15 protein-coding genes and 2 pseudogenes are annotated in these 16,084 nt (G+C 76.4%); 10 read left to right on the forward strand and 7 right to left on the reverse strand.

The window, feature by feature from the left end:
* Window positions 1–14: 14 nt before the first annotated feature.
* A pseudogene (locus UXQ13_RS23605) lies at window positions 15–824 on the forward strand (serine/threonine-protein kinase); the annotation flags it as partial.
* Between the two features lie 297 nt (window positions 825–1,121).
* Here the strand turns inward: UXQ13_RS23605 and UXQ13_RS23610 are convergent.
* A pseudogene (locus tag UXQ13_RS23610) lies at window positions 1,122–1,853 on the reverse strand (hypothetical protein); the annotation flags it as partial.
* A gap of 16 nt (window positions 1,854–1,869) precedes the next feature.
* On the opposite strand from UXQ13_RS23610, the gene UXQ13_RS06850 reads away from it, so the two are divergent.
* The 4 genes from UXQ13_RS06850 to nudC are packed head-to-tail and all read left to right on the forward strand — an operon-like array spanning window position 1,870 to window position 6,418.
* Window positions 1,870–2,739, forward strand: coding sequence for a DUF2510 domain-containing protein (locus UXQ13_RS06850; RefSeq protein WP_336392036.1), 870 nt, complete (start codon window positions 1,870–1,872; stop codon window positions 2,737–2,739).
* A 33-nt stretch (window positions 2,740–2,772) separates the two neighbouring features.
* Window positions 2,773–4,089, forward strand: coding sequence for a M16 family metallopeptidase (locus UXQ13_RS06855; protein WP_336392037.1), 1,317 nt, complete (start codon window positions 2,773–2,775; stop codon window positions 4,087–4,089).
* Window positions 4,086–5,432, forward strand: a complete 1,347-nt coding sequence (locus UXQ13_RS06860; RefSeq protein WP_419146484.1) for a M16 family metallopeptidase — start codon at window positions 4,086–4,088, stop codon at window positions 5,430–5,432. The genes UXQ13_RS06855 and UXQ13_RS06860 overlap by 4 nt, the downstream gene beginning before the upstream one ends.
* Entirely contained in the window at window positions 5,429–6,418 is a 990-nt protein-coding gene (gene nudC, locus UXQ13_RS06865) for an NAD(+) diphosphatase (RefSeq protein WP_336392038.1), read from the forward strand. Before UXQ13_RS06860 ends, nudC begins: the two co-directional genes overlap by 4 nt.
* A gap of 4 nt (window positions 6,419–6,422) precedes the next feature.
* Here the strand turns inward: nudC and UXQ13_RS06870 are convergent, their stop codons facing one another.
* The 3 genes from UXQ13_RS06870 to UXQ13_RS06880 all read right to left on the reverse strand — a co-directional run bounded on the left by UXQ13_RS06870 (window position 6,423) and on the right by UXQ13_RS06880 (window position 8,070).
* The gene (locus UXQ13_RS06870) at window positions 6,423–6,962 is read right to left on the reverse strand and encodes a nucleoside/nucleotide kinase family protein (protein WP_336392039.1); all 540 of its coding nucleotides are present in this window, start codon (window positions 6,960–6,962) and stop codon (window positions 6,423–6,425) included.
* A gap of 101 nt (window positions 6,963–7,063) precedes the next feature.
* Window positions 7,064–7,687, reverse strand: coding sequence for an ANTAR domain-containing protein (locus tag UXQ13_RS06875; RefSeq protein ID WP_336392040.1), 624 nt, complete (start codon window positions 7,685–7,687; stop codon window positions 7,064–7,066).
* A 119-nt stretch (window positions 7,688–7,806) separates the two neighbouring features.
* Entirely contained in the window at window positions 7,807–8,070 is a 264-nt protein-coding gene (locus tag UXQ13_RS06880) for a mycoredoxin (protein WP_225234734.1), read from the reverse strand.
* A 127-nt stretch (window positions 8,071–8,197) separates the two neighbouring features.
* Between UXQ13_RS06880 and UXQ13_RS06885 the strand changes: the two genes are divergently transcribed.
* The 4 genes from UXQ13_RS06885 to UXQ13_RS06900 all read left to right on the forward strand — a co-directional run bounded on the left by UXQ13_RS06885 (window position 8,198) and on the right by UXQ13_RS06900 (window position 11,208).
* On the forward strand, window positions 8,198–10,216 hold the full coding sequence (locus tag UXQ13_RS06885) for an ATP-dependent DNA helicase UvrD2 (protein ID WP_336392041.1): 2,019 nt from the start codon (window positions 8,198–8,200) through the stop codon (window positions 10,214–10,216).
* 109 nt (window positions 10,217–10,325) lie between these two features.
* Complete coding sequence (locus UXQ13_RS06890) at window positions 10,326–10,565, forward strand: hypothetical protein (RefSeq protein WP_225234736.1); 240 nt, start codon at window positions 10,326–10,328, stop codon at window positions 10,563–10,565.
* 134 nt (window positions 10,566–10,699) lie between these two features.
* The gene (locus UXQ13_RS06895; RefSeq protein ID WP_380093332.1) at window positions 10,700–10,993 is read left to right on the forward strand and encodes a WhiB family transcriptional regulator; all 294 of its coding nucleotides are present in this window, start codon (window positions 10,700–10,702) and stop codon (window positions 10,991–10,993) included.
* Window positions 10,990–11,208, forward strand: coding sequence for a hypothetical protein (locus tag UXQ13_RS06900; protein ID WP_336392042.1), 219 nt, complete (start codon window positions 10,990–10,992; stop codon window positions 11,206–11,208). Before UXQ13_RS06895 ends, UXQ13_RS06900 begins: the two co-directional genes overlap by 4 nt.
* A 66-nt stretch (window positions 11,209–11,274) precedes the next feature.
* Here the strand turns inward: UXQ13_RS06900 and UXQ13_RS06905 are convergent, their stop codons facing one another.
* Together UXQ13_RS06905 and UXQ13_RS06910 are read right to left on the reverse strand one after the other, a co-directional pair.
* Window positions 11,275–12,609, reverse strand: coding sequence for an ABC1 kinase family protein (locus UXQ13_RS06905; RefSeq protein ID WP_225234738.1), 1,335 nt, complete (start codon window positions 12,607–12,609; stop codon window positions 11,275–11,277).
* A 46-nt stretch (window positions 12,610–12,655) separates the two neighbouring features.
* Window positions 12,656–13,741 carry a ThiF family adenylyltransferase gene (locus UXQ13_RS06910; RefSeq protein WP_336392043.1) on the reverse strand — a complete coding sequence of 362 codons (1,086 nt, stop codon included), beginning with the start codon at window positions 13,739–13,741 and terminating at the stop codon, window positions 12,656–12,658.
* A gap of 258 nt (window positions 13,742–13,999) precedes the next feature.
* Here UXQ13_RS06910 and UXQ13_RS06915 point away from each other — a divergent pair, with 258 nt between their 5' ends.
* Window positions 14,000–14,584: a M48 metallopeptidase family protein gene (locus UXQ13_RS06915; RefSeq protein ID WP_336392044.1), complete on the forward strand. Its 585-nt coding sequence runs from the start codon at window positions 14,000–14,002 to the stop codon at window positions 14,582–14,584.
* Here the strand turns inward: UXQ13_RS06915 and UXQ13_RS06920 are convergent, their stop codons facing one another.
* Window positions 14,585–16,015 (reverse strand): zinc-dependent metalloprotease, encoded by a 1,431-nt coding sequence (locus UXQ13_RS06920; protein WP_336392045.1) that lies wholly within the window; start codon window positions 16,013–16,015, stop codon window positions 14,585–14,587. It lies immediately after the preceding gene.
* Between the last annotated feature and the right edge of the window lie 69 nt (window positions 16,016–16,084).

Below are 16,084 nucleotides of genomic sequence, written 5' to 3' on the forward strand. Positions count from 1 at the left end.
GCGGGGGACCGACGATGGAGGACGGCGACCGGTTCGGCCCCTACCGGGTGCTCGGCGTGCTCGGCCAGGGCGGCATGGGCGAGGTCGTCCGCGCCCTGGACGCCGAGCACGAGCGCGAGGTGGCGCTCAAGGTGCTGCATCCGCAGTGGGCCGGCGACGAGTCCTACCGCGAGCGCTTCCGCCGCGAGGCCCGCGTCGTGGCCAGGCTGCGCGAACCGCACGTGGTGCCCATCCACCGCTACGGCGAGATCGACGGCCGGCTGTTCCTGGACATGCGGCTGGTGGAGGGGGAGGACCTCGCCTCGCTCCTGCGCCGCACCGGTCCGCTGCACCCGGCCCGGGCCGTCGACCTCGTCGGCCAGGTCGCCCGTGCGCTGGACGCCGCGCACGCCGACGGCCTGGTGCACCGCGACGTCAAGCCCTCCAACGTGCTGCTGGTGGCCCGGGCCGACGGCGGGGACCTGGCCGACTCGGTGGCCGGCGACGACTTCGTCTACCTCGTGGACTTCGGCATCGCCCGCCCGGTCGGGGAGGAGACCGGTCCCTCGCTCACCGGCACCGGCCTGACCATCGGCAGCACCGAGTACATGGCCCCCGAGCGGTTCCACGGCCGGCAGCTGTCGGCGGCCACCGACGTCTACTCGCTGGCCTGCGTGCTGTTCGAGGCGCTGACCGGTCGCCGTCCGTTCCCGCCCGGCGACGCGGTCAGCCAGATGTTCTCCCACGTCAACACACCCCCGGAGCCACCCAGCGCGGTCCGGCCGGGGATCCCGGACGTGCTCGACGGCGTGGTGCTCCGCGGTCTGGCGAAGGACCCGGCGGAGCGCTGGACCTCGGCGGGCGGCATGGCCGCCGCCGCCCGCGCGGCCCTGGGCGTCAGCGGCATCGAGGTGCCCCGGCCCGCCGAGCGCCCCCCGGGGCCGAACGGCACCGCGCCCACCACGGTCGGCGTGCAGGGCGGTGACCCCGGCCGCGCCGGGACCGCGCTGCGTCCCCAGCCGGGCCCGACCACGGTCCAGCCCGCCCAGCAGCAGGGGCCACCCCACCAGGGCCCCGGTCAGCAGGGCCCCGGTCAGCAGGGCCCCGGTCAGCCAGGCCCCGGTCAGCAGGGCCCCGGTCAGCAGGGCCCCGGTCAGCCGGGTCCCGGTCAGCCGGGTCCCGGTCAGCAGGGTCCCGGTCAGCCGGGGCCGCAGGGTGCCGGTCAGCAGGTCGCGCCGCCGCCGGGGCAGCCGCCGTGGGTGGGCCGGCCGCAAACGGCGCCGTCGGGTCGCCGCCGTGGCGGCACGGTCCTCGTCGTCCTGCTCGCGCTGCTGGCCGCCGCGCTGGGCACGTGGGCGGTCGTCGCCACCGTGCGCGCCTCGGACGCGGAGGAGGCCACCGTCGACGCCCAGCAGGCGCTGCTGGCGGTGGGCCTGCCCACCGACGTGGTGCCGGGGGACTGCACGCGCACGGACGCCGACGGTGACGTGCTGACCGGCCTGGACTGCGGCGTCAGCCCGTCGGCCGACGGGCCGAGCGCACAGACCTACGAGCTGCTGGTCTCGCCGGAGGCCGCCGGCGCGGCGTTCGACGCCGGGGTGCAGCGCGCCGGGCTCTCCCAGCTCGAGGGCGACGACGCGTTCGAGTGCTCCAGCTCCGACGGCGAGCAGGGCTGGGTGCGGCTGGCCGACTTCGACGACGAGCCGGTCGGCCGGCTGTCCTGCGGGCTGGACGACGCCGGGGCTCCGGTGCTGACCTGGACCTGGGACGACCGGTCCGGGTACTCCTCGGTCACCGGCCGCGGCGGTCAGGACGGGCTGTCGGACCTGCTGAACTGGTGGCGGGACAACGCCGACCGGGACGACCTGTGACACCGGGGAGGACGCGACCGTGAGCGGACCGGGAACCGCCCCGCCCGGCTACTACCCCGACCCCGACGGCGCCCCGGGGATGGTGCGGTGGTGGAACGGGATCGGCTGGTCCGACGTCCTCACCCCGGCCGGTCCCGGGGTCACCACCGCCCGCGGCGAGAGCGCCTACCGGCCGCCCCCGGCGCCGTGGCAGCCCCCGCCGGCGCGCCCGGCCGGTGGGAGCCGGCGCACGGTCTGGGTGCTGGGCGCCGTGGCCGCCGCCGTGGTGGTCCTCGTGGTCACGATCGTCGGCGGCGTCGCACGGCGCAGCGCGGACGACCCCACGCCGACCGTGGTCGCCGGGCCGACCGCCACCGGCCCGACCTTCGCCCCCGGCACGGTGCAGATCATCGACGACGAGGCCGGTATCTCCTACCCCTACCTGGGCGACGGCTGGTACCAGTACGCGCTGTCGGTACCGCTGGAGACCACGTCGGTGCGCGGGCAGTACTTCACCACCCAGGACAGCGTCCCCGACGGCGGTGAGTTCATCGCCCAGATCACCTCCGGGCCGGTGGCCGAGGGGTACGGCTGGACCGGGCCGGGCAGTGAGCAGGCCACGATCGAGACCCTCGCGCAGAGCGTGCGGGCCAACTACTACCCCGGGCCCAACGAGCGCGAGGAGCTGCGCGACGAGGCCATCACCGTGGACGGGGCGCCGGCCTGGATCTACGAGTTCGTGCTCAGCTGGGACGCCGCCGGCTACGACGCCACCGGCGAGCGCGCGGCCCTGGTGGTCATCGACACCGGCCGGCCGGCACCGGCCCTGCTGTACCTGTCGATCCCCAACACCCACGCCGAGCTGTACGGCGTCATCGACCGCGTCGTCGACGCCGTCGACGTGCTGTGACGGACCGGGGAGCGACGACCTAGGCTCGGTGGCGTGACGTCTCCCGGTGCTGATCTGACCCTGCGGCACCCGGTGGAGCGGTTCACCCTCGACAACGGGCTGCGGGTCGTCCTGGCCCCCGACACCAGCGTCCCGGTGGTCGCGGTGAGCGTCTTCTACGACGTCGGGATGCGCTCGGAGCCCGAGGGCCGCACCGGGTTCGCGCACCTCTTCGAGCACGTGATGTTCCAGGGGTCGGCGCACGTGCCGAAGATGGAGCACGCCCGCCTGGTGCAGGCCGCCGGCGGTTCCTTCAACGGCTCGACCCACCAGGACTACACGAACTACTTCGAGGCGTTGCCGGCCGAGGCGCTGGAGCGCGCGCTGTTCCTCGAGGCCGACCGGATGGCCTCGCCGGCCATCACCGAGGAGAACCTCCGCAACCAGATCGACGTGGTGAAGGAGGAGATCCGGGTCAACGTGCTCAACCGGCCCTACGGCGCCTTCCCCTGGTTGCAGCTGCCGCAGATCGCCTTCGAGTCCTTCGCCAACACCCACGACGGCTACGGCTCCTTCGTCGACCTGGAGTCCTCCACGGTCGACGACGCGAAGGACTTCTTCGACCGCTACTACGCCCCGGCCAACGCCGTGCTGTGCCTGGGCGGCGACCTCGACGTCGCCGAGACCGAGCGGCTGGTCCGGCGGTACTTCGACGCCGTCCCGCACCGCGCCGCCCCGCCCACGCCCTACACCGGCGAGGCCTCGCCGACCGGCCCGAGGCACGGCGTGGTCGTCGACGCGCTCGCCCCGGCCCCGGCGGTGGCCATCGCCTGGCGGGTGCCCGACCCGGTCGCGGACCTGGACACCTACCTGGGCACGGTGCTGCTGTCCGAGCTGCTCAGCGAGGGCGACGCCTCCCGCCTGGAGCTGCGGCTGGTGCACCGCGACCACCTGGCCGTCGCGCAGTCCTCCTACGTCGGTCTGTTCGGCGACCCGTTCGACGTCCGGGACGCCACCACGCTGACCACCCAGGTGCACCACTCCGCCGACGTCACCCCGCAGCGGGTGCTCGACGCCGTGCACGAGGAGATCGACAAGGTCGCCCAGGACGGCGTCGGCGCCGCCGAGCTCGCCCGGGTGCAGGCCCGCACCAGTGCTCAGCTGCTGCGGGGGGCTGACGGGGTGCTCGGCCGCACGCTGGGCTTCGCCTCCGCCGAGCTGATCCACGGCCGGGCCGAGCTGGCCGGTGAGCTGGCCGCCCGACTGGCCGCCGTCACCCCGGAGGCGGTGCAGCACGCCGCCCGCGGGCTGGTGCCCGACACCGCCGCCGTCCTGGAGCTGCGCACCGCCGAGAAGGGGACCACCCGATGAGCGCGCCCGTCCTGGACCTGTCCCTCGTGCCGCCGCTGGGCGACCCCCGCCCGCAGCCGGTCCCCGAGGTCCACCTGACCACCCTGGACACCGGCCTGCAGGTCGCCGTCGTGCCGCGGGCCGGCGTCCCGCTGGTCGAGCTGCGGCTGCGGATCCCGTTCGCCGCCGCCTCGACCCGGGCCGCGGCCGCCCACGTCGCCCGCACCTCCGTGCTGACCGGCGCGGTGCTGCTGGGCACCGCCGCGCACGACCAGGTGCAGATCGCCCAGCTGCTGCAGGCCGAGGGCGCCGAGCTGTCGGTCTCGGCCGACCCCGACCGCCTCCTGCTCGGGACGACGATGCTGCCCTCGGGCCTGCCCGCCGTCCTGGGCGTGCTGGCCGAGCTGCTGGGCCGGGCCACCTACCCGGCCGACCAGGTCGCCGCCGAGAAGGCCCGGGTCGCCGAGCGGATCGCGATCGCCCGCTCCCAGCCCGGCGTCGTGGCCCGCACCGCGCTGGCCACCCGCCGCTACGGCAGCCACCCCTACGCCGTCCAGCTGCCCGAGACCGAGCAGGTCGCCGCCATCACCCCCGCGGCGCTGCGCAAGCTGCACCGCGAGCGCGTGCTCCCCGCCGGCAGCACCCTGGTGCTGGTCGGCGATGTCGACCCGGTCGCGGCCACCGACGCGGTCGCCGCGGCGCTGGGCGGCTGGGCCGGCAGCGGCACCGCCGTCGACGCGCCCCTGCTGGTGGAGGCCCCGGTCGGCCCGCTCCTGCTGGTCGACCGGCCCGGTGCGGTGCAGTCCAACCTCCGCCTCGGCGGCCCGGCCCCCGGCCGGCGGGACCCCGAGCTGCCCGCCGTGCGGCTGGCCAGCATGGTCTACGGCGGCTACTTCTCCTCCCGGCTGGTGGAGAACATCCGCGAGCGGCGCGGCTACACCTACAGCCCGCGCAGCTCGGTGGACCACCTGCAGGCCGGGTCGTCGTTCCTGGTCGACGCCGACGTCGCGACCGGGGTGACCGGGCCGGCTCTGCTGGAGACGGTGTACGAGCTCGGCCGGATCGCGCTGGTACCGATGACCGAGGCCGAGCTGAACGCCGCCCGGCGCTACATCCTGGGCACCACGGCGCTGGCGACCGCGACCCACGCCGGGCTGGCCAGCACGCTGTCGGCGCTGATCGGCTCGGGCCTGCCGGCCGACTGGCTGGCCGAGCACCAGGCGGCCCTGGCCGCGGTCACCCTCGACGATGTCACCGCCGCCGCCCGTCGCTGGCTGCACCCGGCCGGGCTCACCGCGGTCGTGGTGGGCGACGCCGACGCGACCGCCGACCAGCTGGCCGCCCTGGGTCCGGTGCAGCGATGACCGTGCCGCCGGTCGACCCGGCCGCCACCCCGCCGGGCGGCAGCGGTCCGGCCGACAACCCGCCCCCCTCCGAGCTGCCCGTCGACGTCGCCGTCTGGCCCGAGCGCAGCGGCCCGACCACCGACGACGTCCCGGTGCTGTCCCGGGTCGGCCACGACCGCGGCCACCTGGACCGCGACCTCGACGACCCGGCCCGCGGCCGGCCGGTGCGCGTGCTGACGATCGACGCCCAGCGCGCCGTGCCGGTGCACGAGGGCGCGACCGGCCCGGAGTTGCTGTGGGACCAGCGCGCCGAGTTCCCGACCGGCGGCATCTACCTGGGCCACGCCGACGACGTCGCGTACGCCGTCGTCCGCGGGGAGCGCTCGCTGACCATCAGCGGCACCCCGGTCGACACCTGGAGCGGGCTGCGCGAGATCGGCTCGGACCTGGGTGCCCGGGACGCCGGGCTGTTGGCCCAGGCGGTCGGCATCGTGGAGTGGCACGAGCGCAACCGGTTCAGCCCCTACACCGGCGCGGCCACGACCATCGAGAAGTCCGGCTGGACCCAGCGCGACCCCACCACCGGCCAGGAGGTCTTCCCGCGCACCGACCCGGCGGTGATCATGCTGGTGCACGACGGAGGGGACCGGTGCGTGCTGGGCCGGCAGGCCGTCTGGCCGCCCGGGCGGTTCTCGATCCTCGCCGGGTTCGTCGAGCCGGGGGAGTCCGCCGAGGCCGCCGTCGCCCGCGAGGTCGCCGAGGAGGTCGGGCTGGAGGTCACCGACGTCCGCTACGTGTCCAGCCAGCCGTGGCCGTTCCCGCAGTCGCTGATGCTCGGCTTCACCGCGCGGGCCGTCGGCACCGACCTCCAGGTCGACCACGACGAGATCGAGGAGGCCCGCTGGTTCAGCCGCGAGGAGCTGCGCAGCGGCAACGGCCCGGCCGCGCTGCCGCCGCCGGTGTCGATCGCCCGGCACCTCATCGACGCCTGGCTGGCCGAGTAGCGGCTCAGCCGAAGCGGCCCTGCAGCACGAGCGCGGGGCGGTCGGCGTGGTCGGCGAGCACGACCGCGTCGGCCAGGGCAACCGGGTCGACCTCGTCGTCGTAGCGGTCGAACGCCGGCAGCTCCCAGGCCTGCTCGGCCGGGAAGCGCCGGCGGCGGGCGGCGGGGGAGACCCGCAGGTGGACGACGACGTCGAAGGCCAGCCCGACGCCCTGCAGCAGGGCACCGGGCACCAGCACCACCCCGCTGACCGGGACCCGGTCGGCCCGGGTGGCGCGGTCCCGCTCGACGTCCCACAGCTGCGGCAGCACGTCGCCGGGGCCGCCCGGGCCGACCCGGTCGAGCACCTCGCGGGCCAGCGCCGAGACGTCCAGCCAGTCGGTGTACCGGGCGTCGGCGTCGGTGCGGCCGTGCTCCAGGCGGACCGACGCAGGACGCAGGAACCCGTCGGCCGGGACGACGGCGGCCGGCTTCCCCAGCGACGGCAGCAGGTCGGCGACCGCACCGGCGAGGTCGGCCGGCCGGCCCACGTCGGGGCCGTCCACGGCCACCCGCAGGGCAGCGGCACCGGGCGAGGGGGCGGCGTCGGCCAGCAGCCCGGCCAGACGTCGGGCCAGGGCTGCGGGGGTCAGCGGGAGCGGGGAGCTCAGTGCTCGCCCTCGGCGAGGAGGGGCTGCCGGGCGCGCGAGCGCTCGACGCGACGGCGGGCCGGGCGCTCGGGCGCCGGGAGGGACTCCACCGGGGGCGGACCGGCCGGTGCGGGCACGGCGGCCCGCGGTGCGCCGGAGCCGAGGTCGCTGAGCACCTCGCGGGCCAGGTCGTGCACGGGGCGACCGGAGGAGCGGGCCTCGCGGCGCAGCTGCTCGAAGGCCTCGCGGGGGCAGCTGCCCCCGCGGACCGCCAGCACCCCGATGGCCCGCTCGACCGACACCCGCGCGGCGAGGGCGTGCTCGAGCTGGCCGACCGAGCGCTGCAGCGCGGCCAGCTGCTGGTCCCGCGGGTCGGCGCCGGGCTCGTCGGCCGCAGTACCCCGGGCGGCCCGGCGGGCGTCGCGGCCGGGCTCGGGGGAGGCGCCCAGGTCCTCGGCGATCAGGTCGGCCAGGCTCATCGCCTCGACCAGGTCGGCGGCCTGCTCGGTGCCGGCCGGGGTCACCACGGCCCACCCGCGGGTGGTGCGGGTGATGACGAAGGCGGGGTCGCCGTCCGGGGTACGGACGACGTCGTCGGGCTGGGACCCGGCCGTCGCGGACCCGGCCGTCGCGCTGCTCACGGGGCTGCCCACCGCCACGTCCTCCCTCGGCACCCGCGGCCCCGGTGGCCGCGGGGCCACCGGCTCCCCACGGCCGGCGACCCCGTGATGATGACCCGAGGAGGACCGCGGCGGGGGGATCACGCGCCGGAGGTCTGCGACAACTGGTCCTTGACCTGGTCGATGCTCGGGTTGGTCAGCGCGGTGCCGTCGGCGAAGATCAGCGTGGGGACGGTGCGGTTGCCGCCGTTGGCCTTCATCACCAGGTCCGCGGCGCCCTCGTCGGTCTCGATGTTGACCTCGGCCCACTCGATGCCCTCGCGCTGCATGAGCTTCTTCAGGCGGACGCAGTACCCGCACCAGCTCGTGGTGTACATGGTCACGGGTGCGGTGGCGGCAGTCATGCGCTCGATCCTCCGTCGTCGGTGGGTGCCGGTGACCAGCGGGTCCCCGGGTCGTGCTCCGGGTCCAACGCCGGTGCCCCGGGGATGCTTCCCCCGGGCTGTCGTACCCGGCTGCCAGACTCGGGGGGTGACGGTCGAGGAGCAGCGACGGCCGACCGGTGCGGAGGCCGTGCTCGCCGGCCTGGACGAGCAGCAGCGCGCCGCGGCCGCGGCGGTGCGCGGCCCGGTCTGCATCCTGGCCGGGGCCGGCACCGGCAAGACGCGCACCATCACCCACCGGATCGCCTACGGGGTGCACACCGGCGTCTACACCCCCGAGCAGGTCCTGGCGGTCACCTTCACCGCCCGGGCGGCCGGGGAGCTGCGCGGCCGGCTGTCGGCCCTGGGCGTGGGCGGGGTGCAGGCCCGCACCTTCCACGCCGCCGCCATGCGGCAGCTGCGCTACTTCGCCCCGCGCGTGCTGGGCGGCCCGCTGCCGGAGCTGGTGGAGAACAAGCTGCGCGTGGTCGCCGGGGCGGCGACCCGGCACCGGCTGACCACCGACCGGGCCAGCCTGCGCGACCTGGCCGGGGAGATCGAGTGGGCCAAGACGACGCTGGCCACCCCCGACGACTACCCGGCGCGCGCCCGGGCCGCCGGCCGGGAGGCGCCCTTCGAGCCGGCCGCGGTCGCGGCGGTGTACGCCAGCTACGAGCAGGCCAAGCAGCGCGACGGCACGCTGGACTTCGAGGACCTCCTGCTGGTCACCGCCTACGCCCTCGAGGAGCACCGGGACGTCGCCCGCGAGGTGCGCGGCCAGTACCGGCACTTCGTGGTCGACGAGTACCAGGACGTCAACCCGCTGCAGCAGCGGTTGCTGGACGCCTGGCTGGGTGGCCGGGCCGAGCTGTGCGTGGTCGGCGACCCGCACCAGACCATCTACTCCTTCACCGGCGCCGACCCGGACTACCTGCTCGGCTTCGCCGACCGCTACCCCGACGCCGAGGTGGTCAAGCTCGAGCGCGACTACCGCTCCACCCCCGAGGTGGTCGGGCTGGCCAACAAGCTGATCGGCATGGCCCCCCGGCGCACCGGCCTGCCGGGGCTGCGGCTGATGGGCCAGCGGGCCGCCGGGCCCGAGCCGCGGTTCCTCGAGCACCCCGACGAGCCGGCCGAGGCCGCCGCGGTCGCCGCCGCCTGCCGGGAGCTGGTCGACTCCGGGCTGCCCGCGGCCGAGATCGCCGTGCTGTTCCGGATCAACGCCCAGTCCCAGGTCTACGAGTCGGCCCTGGCCGACGTCGGGGTGCCCTACGTGCTCAAGGGCGGCGAGCGGTTCTTCGAGCGGCCCGAGGTGCGCGAGGCCGTGCTGCTGCTGCGCGGGGCCGCCGCCGGCCGGGACGACGGCAGCCCGCTGGTCCCCGCCGTCCGCGACGTGCTCGCCTCGGTGGGCTGGGTCGAGCACCGGCCGCCGCCCGGCGGTGCGGCCCGCGACCGCTGGCAGTCGCTGTCGGCGCTGGTCGACCTGGCCGTCGACCTGGTCGCCGAGCAGCCGACCCTGACCCTGGCCGGGTTCGTCGGCCACCTGGCCGAGCGGGCCAACGCCCAGCACGCGCCCACCGTGCAGGGGGTCACCCTGGCCTCGATGCACGCGGCCAAGGGGCTGGAGTGGGACGCCGTCTTCGTGGTGGGGCTGGTGGACGGCGTGCTGCCCATCGCGCAGTCGCTGGCCCGCCCCGACGCCGTGGAGGAGGAGCGCCGGCTGCTCTACGTCGCGGTCACCCGGGCGCGGGAGCAGCTGACCCTGTCCTGGTCGCTGGCCCGCCAGCCCGGCGGCAAGCGGGTCCGTCCGCGCAGCAGGTTCCTCACCGGGCTGGCGCCCGACGCGCCCGTGCCGGTGCGCACCCGGGTGGCCCGCCGGGTGGAGGTCGTCCTCGAGGGGCCGGCCGGCGAGCTGTTCGAGCGGCTGCGGGCATGGCGGGCGGCCACCGCGGCGCAGGCGTCCATCCCGGCCTACGTGGTCTTCAACGACGCGACGCTGCAGGCCATCGCCGAGACCCGGCCGGGGTCGCTGACCGAGCTGTCCGCGCTGCCGGGCATCGGGGCCCGCAAGCTCGAGCTGTACGGCGTCGACGTGCTCGCCGCGGTCGACGCCGAACTCCCCGATTAAATGCGTTGACCCGCTTCCGCGGGGTCCCCTAACCTCAGCCGCACACGCACCGCCCGCACCGGGAACGGCCCACCGGCCGAGTCCCCGAGCCCCGAGAGGAGGGGTCACGTTGATCTCCACCACCGCCACGAAGGCCCCGTCCTACGCCGGGGCCTTCGCCGTGCGCGGCCTGGATGCCTGGGCCGCCCGTGGCGTCACCGCTGCCGAGCGCGCCACCGGTCTGCCTGCGGGCACCGCGGTCCGGCTCCGTCCGGCCGTCGACGTCCCGATGACCGGTCTGCCGACCGGCGTCGTCCAGCTGAACAGCACCACCCCGGGTGACCTGCCCCCGAGAGACCCCCTGAGCTAGCGCTCAGGTCGGTCCCCTCGAGGCCGCGGAACCCGGACACCCGGGATCCGCGGCCTTCTTCGTGCCGTCGATCCCACCGACCACCTGGTCGGCGGGCCTCCGTCGACCGTGAGCACACGAGGAGAGGACCGACCGTGCAGCACACGATCGAGCGACCGGTGTCCGTCCGGCGGGCCGAGCTCGAGCGACCCCTGCCCACGGCGCTGCCCTGCCGGACCGAGGACGCCGACCTCTGGTTCGCCGAGACCCCGGACCGGCTGGAGCAGGCCAAGGAGTTCTGCGCGACCTGCCCCCTGCAGGCCGCCTGCCTGGCCGGGGCCCTCGCCCGGGCCGAGCCCTGGGGCGTCTGGGGTGGGCAGATCTTCGACCACGGGGTCGTGATCGCCCGCAAGCGCCCACGGGGCCGGCCGCGGAAGGTCGCGGCATGACCACCTCACCGACCACCACCGACACCCCGGGAGGGGGAGAGATGGACCTGCACCGCTACGACCGGTTCGACGTGGCGCGCATCCGCCAGGCCGACCTGATGGCCGACGCCGACGTGGCCGCCCGGGCCCGCCGGGTCGTCGCCGCACGCCGCTGGGCCCGCCGGGCCGAGCGCGCCACGCGCCGGGCGGCCCGCGCCAGCGCCGCCGTCCGCTAGGACGGTGGGTACGGCACCGCCCCTCGGTGACCAGGTCAGCTGGTCACCGGGGGGCCTCCGGCGCGGTCAGCGCGCGGGCTCGCCCGCGAAGCCGGGCAGCCACTCGGTGATGACCGAGCGGAAGTCGGCCTCGGCGTCGAGCTGGCAGAGCACGCCGATCGACCCGATCGTGACGCGGTGGATGAGCAGGTAGGCCGGGGGCAGGTTGAGCTGGCGGCCCAGCCGGCTGGCCTCGCTGCGCGGGTCACCGACCCGGGTCGCCTGGTCCTGCATCCACGCCCGGCTGAAGTGGAACCGGTCAGCGGCCACCGGTTCCAGCAGCGGCAGCAGGTAGTCCAGGATCGCCTGCGCGTCGACCTCGACCGACGGCCGGATGAAGCCCTCGGCCCGCAGGTCGGCCAGCACGTCGTCGGCCCGGCCCTCCAGCGCCCACCGGACGAGCCGGCCGATCGGCTCGGGGTAGCCACCGGGCAGCCGCGCCACGGCGCCGAAGTCGATGACCCCCAGCCGGCCGTCGGGCAGCAGCCGGAAGTTGCCCGGGTGCGGGTCGGCGTGCAGCAGCCCGGCGCGGGTCGGGCCGGAGAAGTGCAGCGTGGACATCAGCAGCCCGGCCCGGTCGCGCTGCTCCTTGGTGCCCGAGGTGATGATCTTCGAGAGCGGGGTGCCCTCCATCCACTCGGAGACGATGACCTTGGGCGCGCTGGCCACGATCCGCGGCACGGCGATGTCCGGGTCACCGGCGTAGGCGCCGGCGAAGGCCCGCTGCGAGTCGGCCTCCATCGCGTAGTCGAGCTCCTCGGCCACCCGCGCCTTGAGCTCGGTGATCAGCGGCTTGACGTCCATCCCCGGGAACAGGACGGCGAACATCCGGGCGAAGCGGGCCAGCTGGTTGAGGTCGGCCATGAGCGCCGGGCCCGCGCCCGGGTACTGGATCTTGACCGCCACGTCCCGGCCGTCGCGCCAGGTGGCGCGGTGCACCTGGCCGATGCTGGCCGCCGCGGCGGGCACGTCGTCGAAGTCGCTGAACCGGGTCCGCCAGGTGCCGCCCAGCTGCTGGGCCAGCACCGCGTGCACGGTGCGCACCGGCATCGGCGGCGCTTCCTCCTGCAGCTTGACCAGCGCCTCGCGGTAGGGCGCAGCCAGCTCCTCGGGGACGGCGGCCTCGAAGACCGACAGCGTCTGGCCGAGCTTCATCGCCCCGCCCTTGAGCTGGCCGAGGACCGCGAACAGCTGCTCGGCGGTGCGCTGCTGCAGGTCGGCCGACACCTGCTCGGCCGACTGGCCCGACAGCCGCCGCCCGATGCCGAGCGTCGCGCGCCCGGCGACCCCCAGCGGGAGCGACGCCAGCTTGGCCGTCCGCGACACGCTGCCGCGTGGGATGTCCCGCCCGCTGTCCGTCACGCCCCCCAGTGTCCCTGTTCGCGGCCCGGCCCGCCGGGACGGCCCGTCACCGGGGCCCCGCCGTGCGGCACGCGCACGCCGGGTGGGGTGGCCAGGCCCGCCGGTGCGGCAGCAGATCGGGGGAGCGGAGCTCGAGCGCGGCGTCCAGGGCCAGCGGCGCAGCGGTGCCGTCGAGGTGGGCCAGGGCCTGGGTGAGGGCGGTGACCGCGGTGGCCGCGCACAGGCCGGTGCTGCCGGTGACCGGCCCGGCCGGCGGACCGGTGCGGGCGGTGGGTGGTTCCCGCAGCTGGGTGGCCAGGGCCGGCCAGCCGGGGGCGGCGTCGGTGCGGGTGGCCTCCGCGCAGCGCAGGCACCCGGTCCGGCCGGGCACCACGAGCGGCCCCACCACGCCCACCTCGCCGCGGACGGTGGCCACCAGGTGCGGCACCCGCGCGGTGTGCAGGTGGCCGAGCAGCGGGTCGACGGCTGCCCAGGGCCGGGTCAGCACGAGCAGGTCCGGGACGGTGCCCGGGGGGAGCGGCCGCAGGTCGACCTCGGGCGCGGCCCGGCGGACGGCGTCGGCGGCGGCCAGGGTGCGCGGGCGGCCCTCGTCGGCGGCCGACAGCCCACCCACGACGGTGTCCGCGGCGCCCACGGTGCCGCGGTCGCGCACGTGCACCCGGCCGACCCCGCTGGCGGCCAGCATCGCCGCCAGCGGCACCCCGACCCGGGTGGCGCCGTCCACGACCACGGCCGCGACCCGCCGCCGGCGCCAGGTCCCGGCGCTGCCGGTGCGCAGCGCCGCGGGCAGCTCCACCTCGGTGCGCGCCCGGGCGGCCGGGGTGTGGGCGGCGGCGAGCAGGTCGGCGGAGGAGACGTCCAGCAGCTGGCCGCACGCGCGCAGCCCGTCGAGCACGTCGGACACCACCGCCCGGTCGAGCCCGGCGGCGACCGCCTCGGCCAGGACGGCGCCCACCGGCCGGTCGCCGTCCAGCCCGCGCAGCAGCACGGCCAGGGCCTGCGCCCCGTCGTCCGGGAGCGGACCCACCCGGAGGCCGGGGTCGCCGTCGACCCCGCCGACCTGCAGGGTCCCGGGCGCGACCCGCAGCACGGGCACGGCCCGCGGCAGGAGGGGGCGATGGCTGTCGGTCACCGGCGGAGCCTGGCAGCCGGGTCGGCGCGCCGGCCCGCTCCGCCCACAGCCTGTGGACAAGGTTGTGGAGCACGTGGGGAGTGCTCGGCGTGGCGCTGTGCACGAGCGGGGGGCAGGACGGTGTCCCCGGGTCCGCGGGCCAGTCCGCGGGCGGGTGGAGGGTGTGGACGCACCCGGTGTCCACCGTCGATGTGCACCTGCACCCGACCGGGTGTCGGTGGGCTGGGCGAACCCGGCCGCGGTGGTTACGGTGCGTGCGTGCAGCACCCGACCACCCCGCGTCCCCGTTCGAGCGACCCGTCGGCCGGTGCGCTGTCGGTCGGCGGTGCAGGGCCCGTCGAGGTGCGGCGCAGCACCCGCCGGCGGCGCACCGTCACCGCCTACCGGCAGGACGGCCGCACCGTGGTGCTGATCCCCGCCTCGTTCAGCCGCTCCGAGGAGCGGACCTGGGTCGACCGGATGGTGGCCAAGCTGGAGACCCGCGAGCACCGCGGCCGCCGGACCCTGGGCAGCGACGACGAGCTGATGGTGCGGGCCCGCGGCCTGTCCGAGGCCTACCTGGGCGGGGTGCTGCCCAGCAGCGTGCGGTGGGTGGACAACCAGCACCGCCGCTGGGGCTCCTGCACCCCGGCCGACGGCACCATCCGGCTGTCCAGCCGGCTGCGGGACATGCCCGAGTACGTCGTGGACTACGTGCTGGTGCACGAGCTGGCCCACCTGCTGGAGCCCGCCCACGACGCCGCGTTCTGGGCGCTGGTGGAGCGGTACCCCCGCGCGGAGCGGGCCCTGGGCTACCTCGAGGGCGTCGAGGCGCGCACCGGGACCGGCTCCGCGCCGGAGTGATCAGGCCGGCTTCGGGGGCTCGGAGGCGTCCGTACCGCCGTCCTCGCCGTCGTCCGTGCTCTCGTCGGTGCTCTCGTCGAGGTCCAGACCGGCGGTGAGCCGGTCGAACTCGTCCTGCTCGGCCGCGGTCTCGGCCGCCGTCCGCTGACCCTGCCGGCCGACGAAGTCCAGCGGCTCGTCGAGGTCCTCGGCCGAGGGCAGCAGGTCCGGGTGCGACCACAGCCCGTCGCGGGCCTCCGTGCCGTGCTGGGCGGCCATCGCGGCCCAGACGGTGGCAGCGTCGCGCAGCCGGCGGGGCCGCAGCTGCAGCCCGACCAGCGTGGCGAAGGTCTGCTCGGCCGGGCCGCCCGACGCCCGGCGCCGCCGCATCGTCTCGGCCAGCGCGCCGTGCCCGGGCAGCCGCTGCCCGGCGGCCGCGGTGACGACCACGTCGACCCAGCCCTCGACCAGGGCCAGCAGGGTCTCCAGGCGCAGCAGCGCGCGCTGCTGCTCGGGGGTCTCGGCCGGCTCCAGGACGCCGCTGCCCAGCAGCTGATGCAGCTTCTCCGGGTCCTGCGGGTCGAACCCACCCTCCATGCCGCCCATCGCGTCCTCGAGGCCGCGCTGGATGGCGTCGGCGTCGACGTGGATGCCGCGGGCGTAGGCGTGCACGGCGTCGGTGATCTGCTGGCGCAGCCACGGCACGTGGGCGAACAACCGCTGGTGGGCCGCCTCGCGCAGGGCGAGGAACAGCCGGACCTCCTCCTCGGGGCGGTCCAGGCCCTCGCGGAAGGCGTCGATGTTCTGCGGCACCAGCGCGGCGGTGCCGGCCGGGGTCAGCGGCAGCCCGACGTCGGTGCTGGTGACGACCTCGTCGGCGAGCTTGCCCAGGGCCTGGCCGACCTGCGCGCCGAACATGACCCCGCCCATCTGGCCCATCACGCCGGCCAGTGGACCGGCCATCGCCGCCGCCTCGGCCGGCAGCGCCGCGGTCATGGCGGCCACGACGCGCTCGGCGAGGGGGTCGATCAGCGCACCCCAGGCGGGCAGCGTCTGCTCCAGCCAGTCGACCCGGGACCAGGCCAGCGTGCGCTCGACGCCCGAGGGCAGCTCGGTGGCCTGGTCCAGCCAGAGGTCGGCCAGGCGCAGGGCCTCGGTGACCTCGCTGCGCTCGGCGGCCGAGGTCGGCTGGTGGCCGGCGGCGAGCTGGCTGATCGCGCCCTGCCGGGCGAGGTCCCAGTTCACCGGGCCGCCGGACCACGACATCAGCTTCTGCAGCTCGGCGAACAGCGGCATCTTGCCCAGCAGGTCCTCGGGCGACCCGCCGCCGGCCCCGCCGAACAGCGCGCCGAAGCCGAAGGGGTCGGCGGGGTTGCCCCCGCCGGGCCCGTTCTGGTCGCGCCGCTCCGGGTCGCGGTCGGAGGGGCCGAATCCGAAGGGGACGTCGCTCATGACCACCACGGTAACCGCGTCGGGCCGGTCCACCGGGTCGGCGGCGGACGCCCTGGGCGAACACCCGCA

Origin of the sequence: Klenkia terrae (assembly GCF_037083865.1) — a bacterium.
GTDB lineage: Bacteria > Actinomycetota > Actinomycetes > Mycobacteriales > Geodermatophilaceae > Klenkia > Klenkia terrae.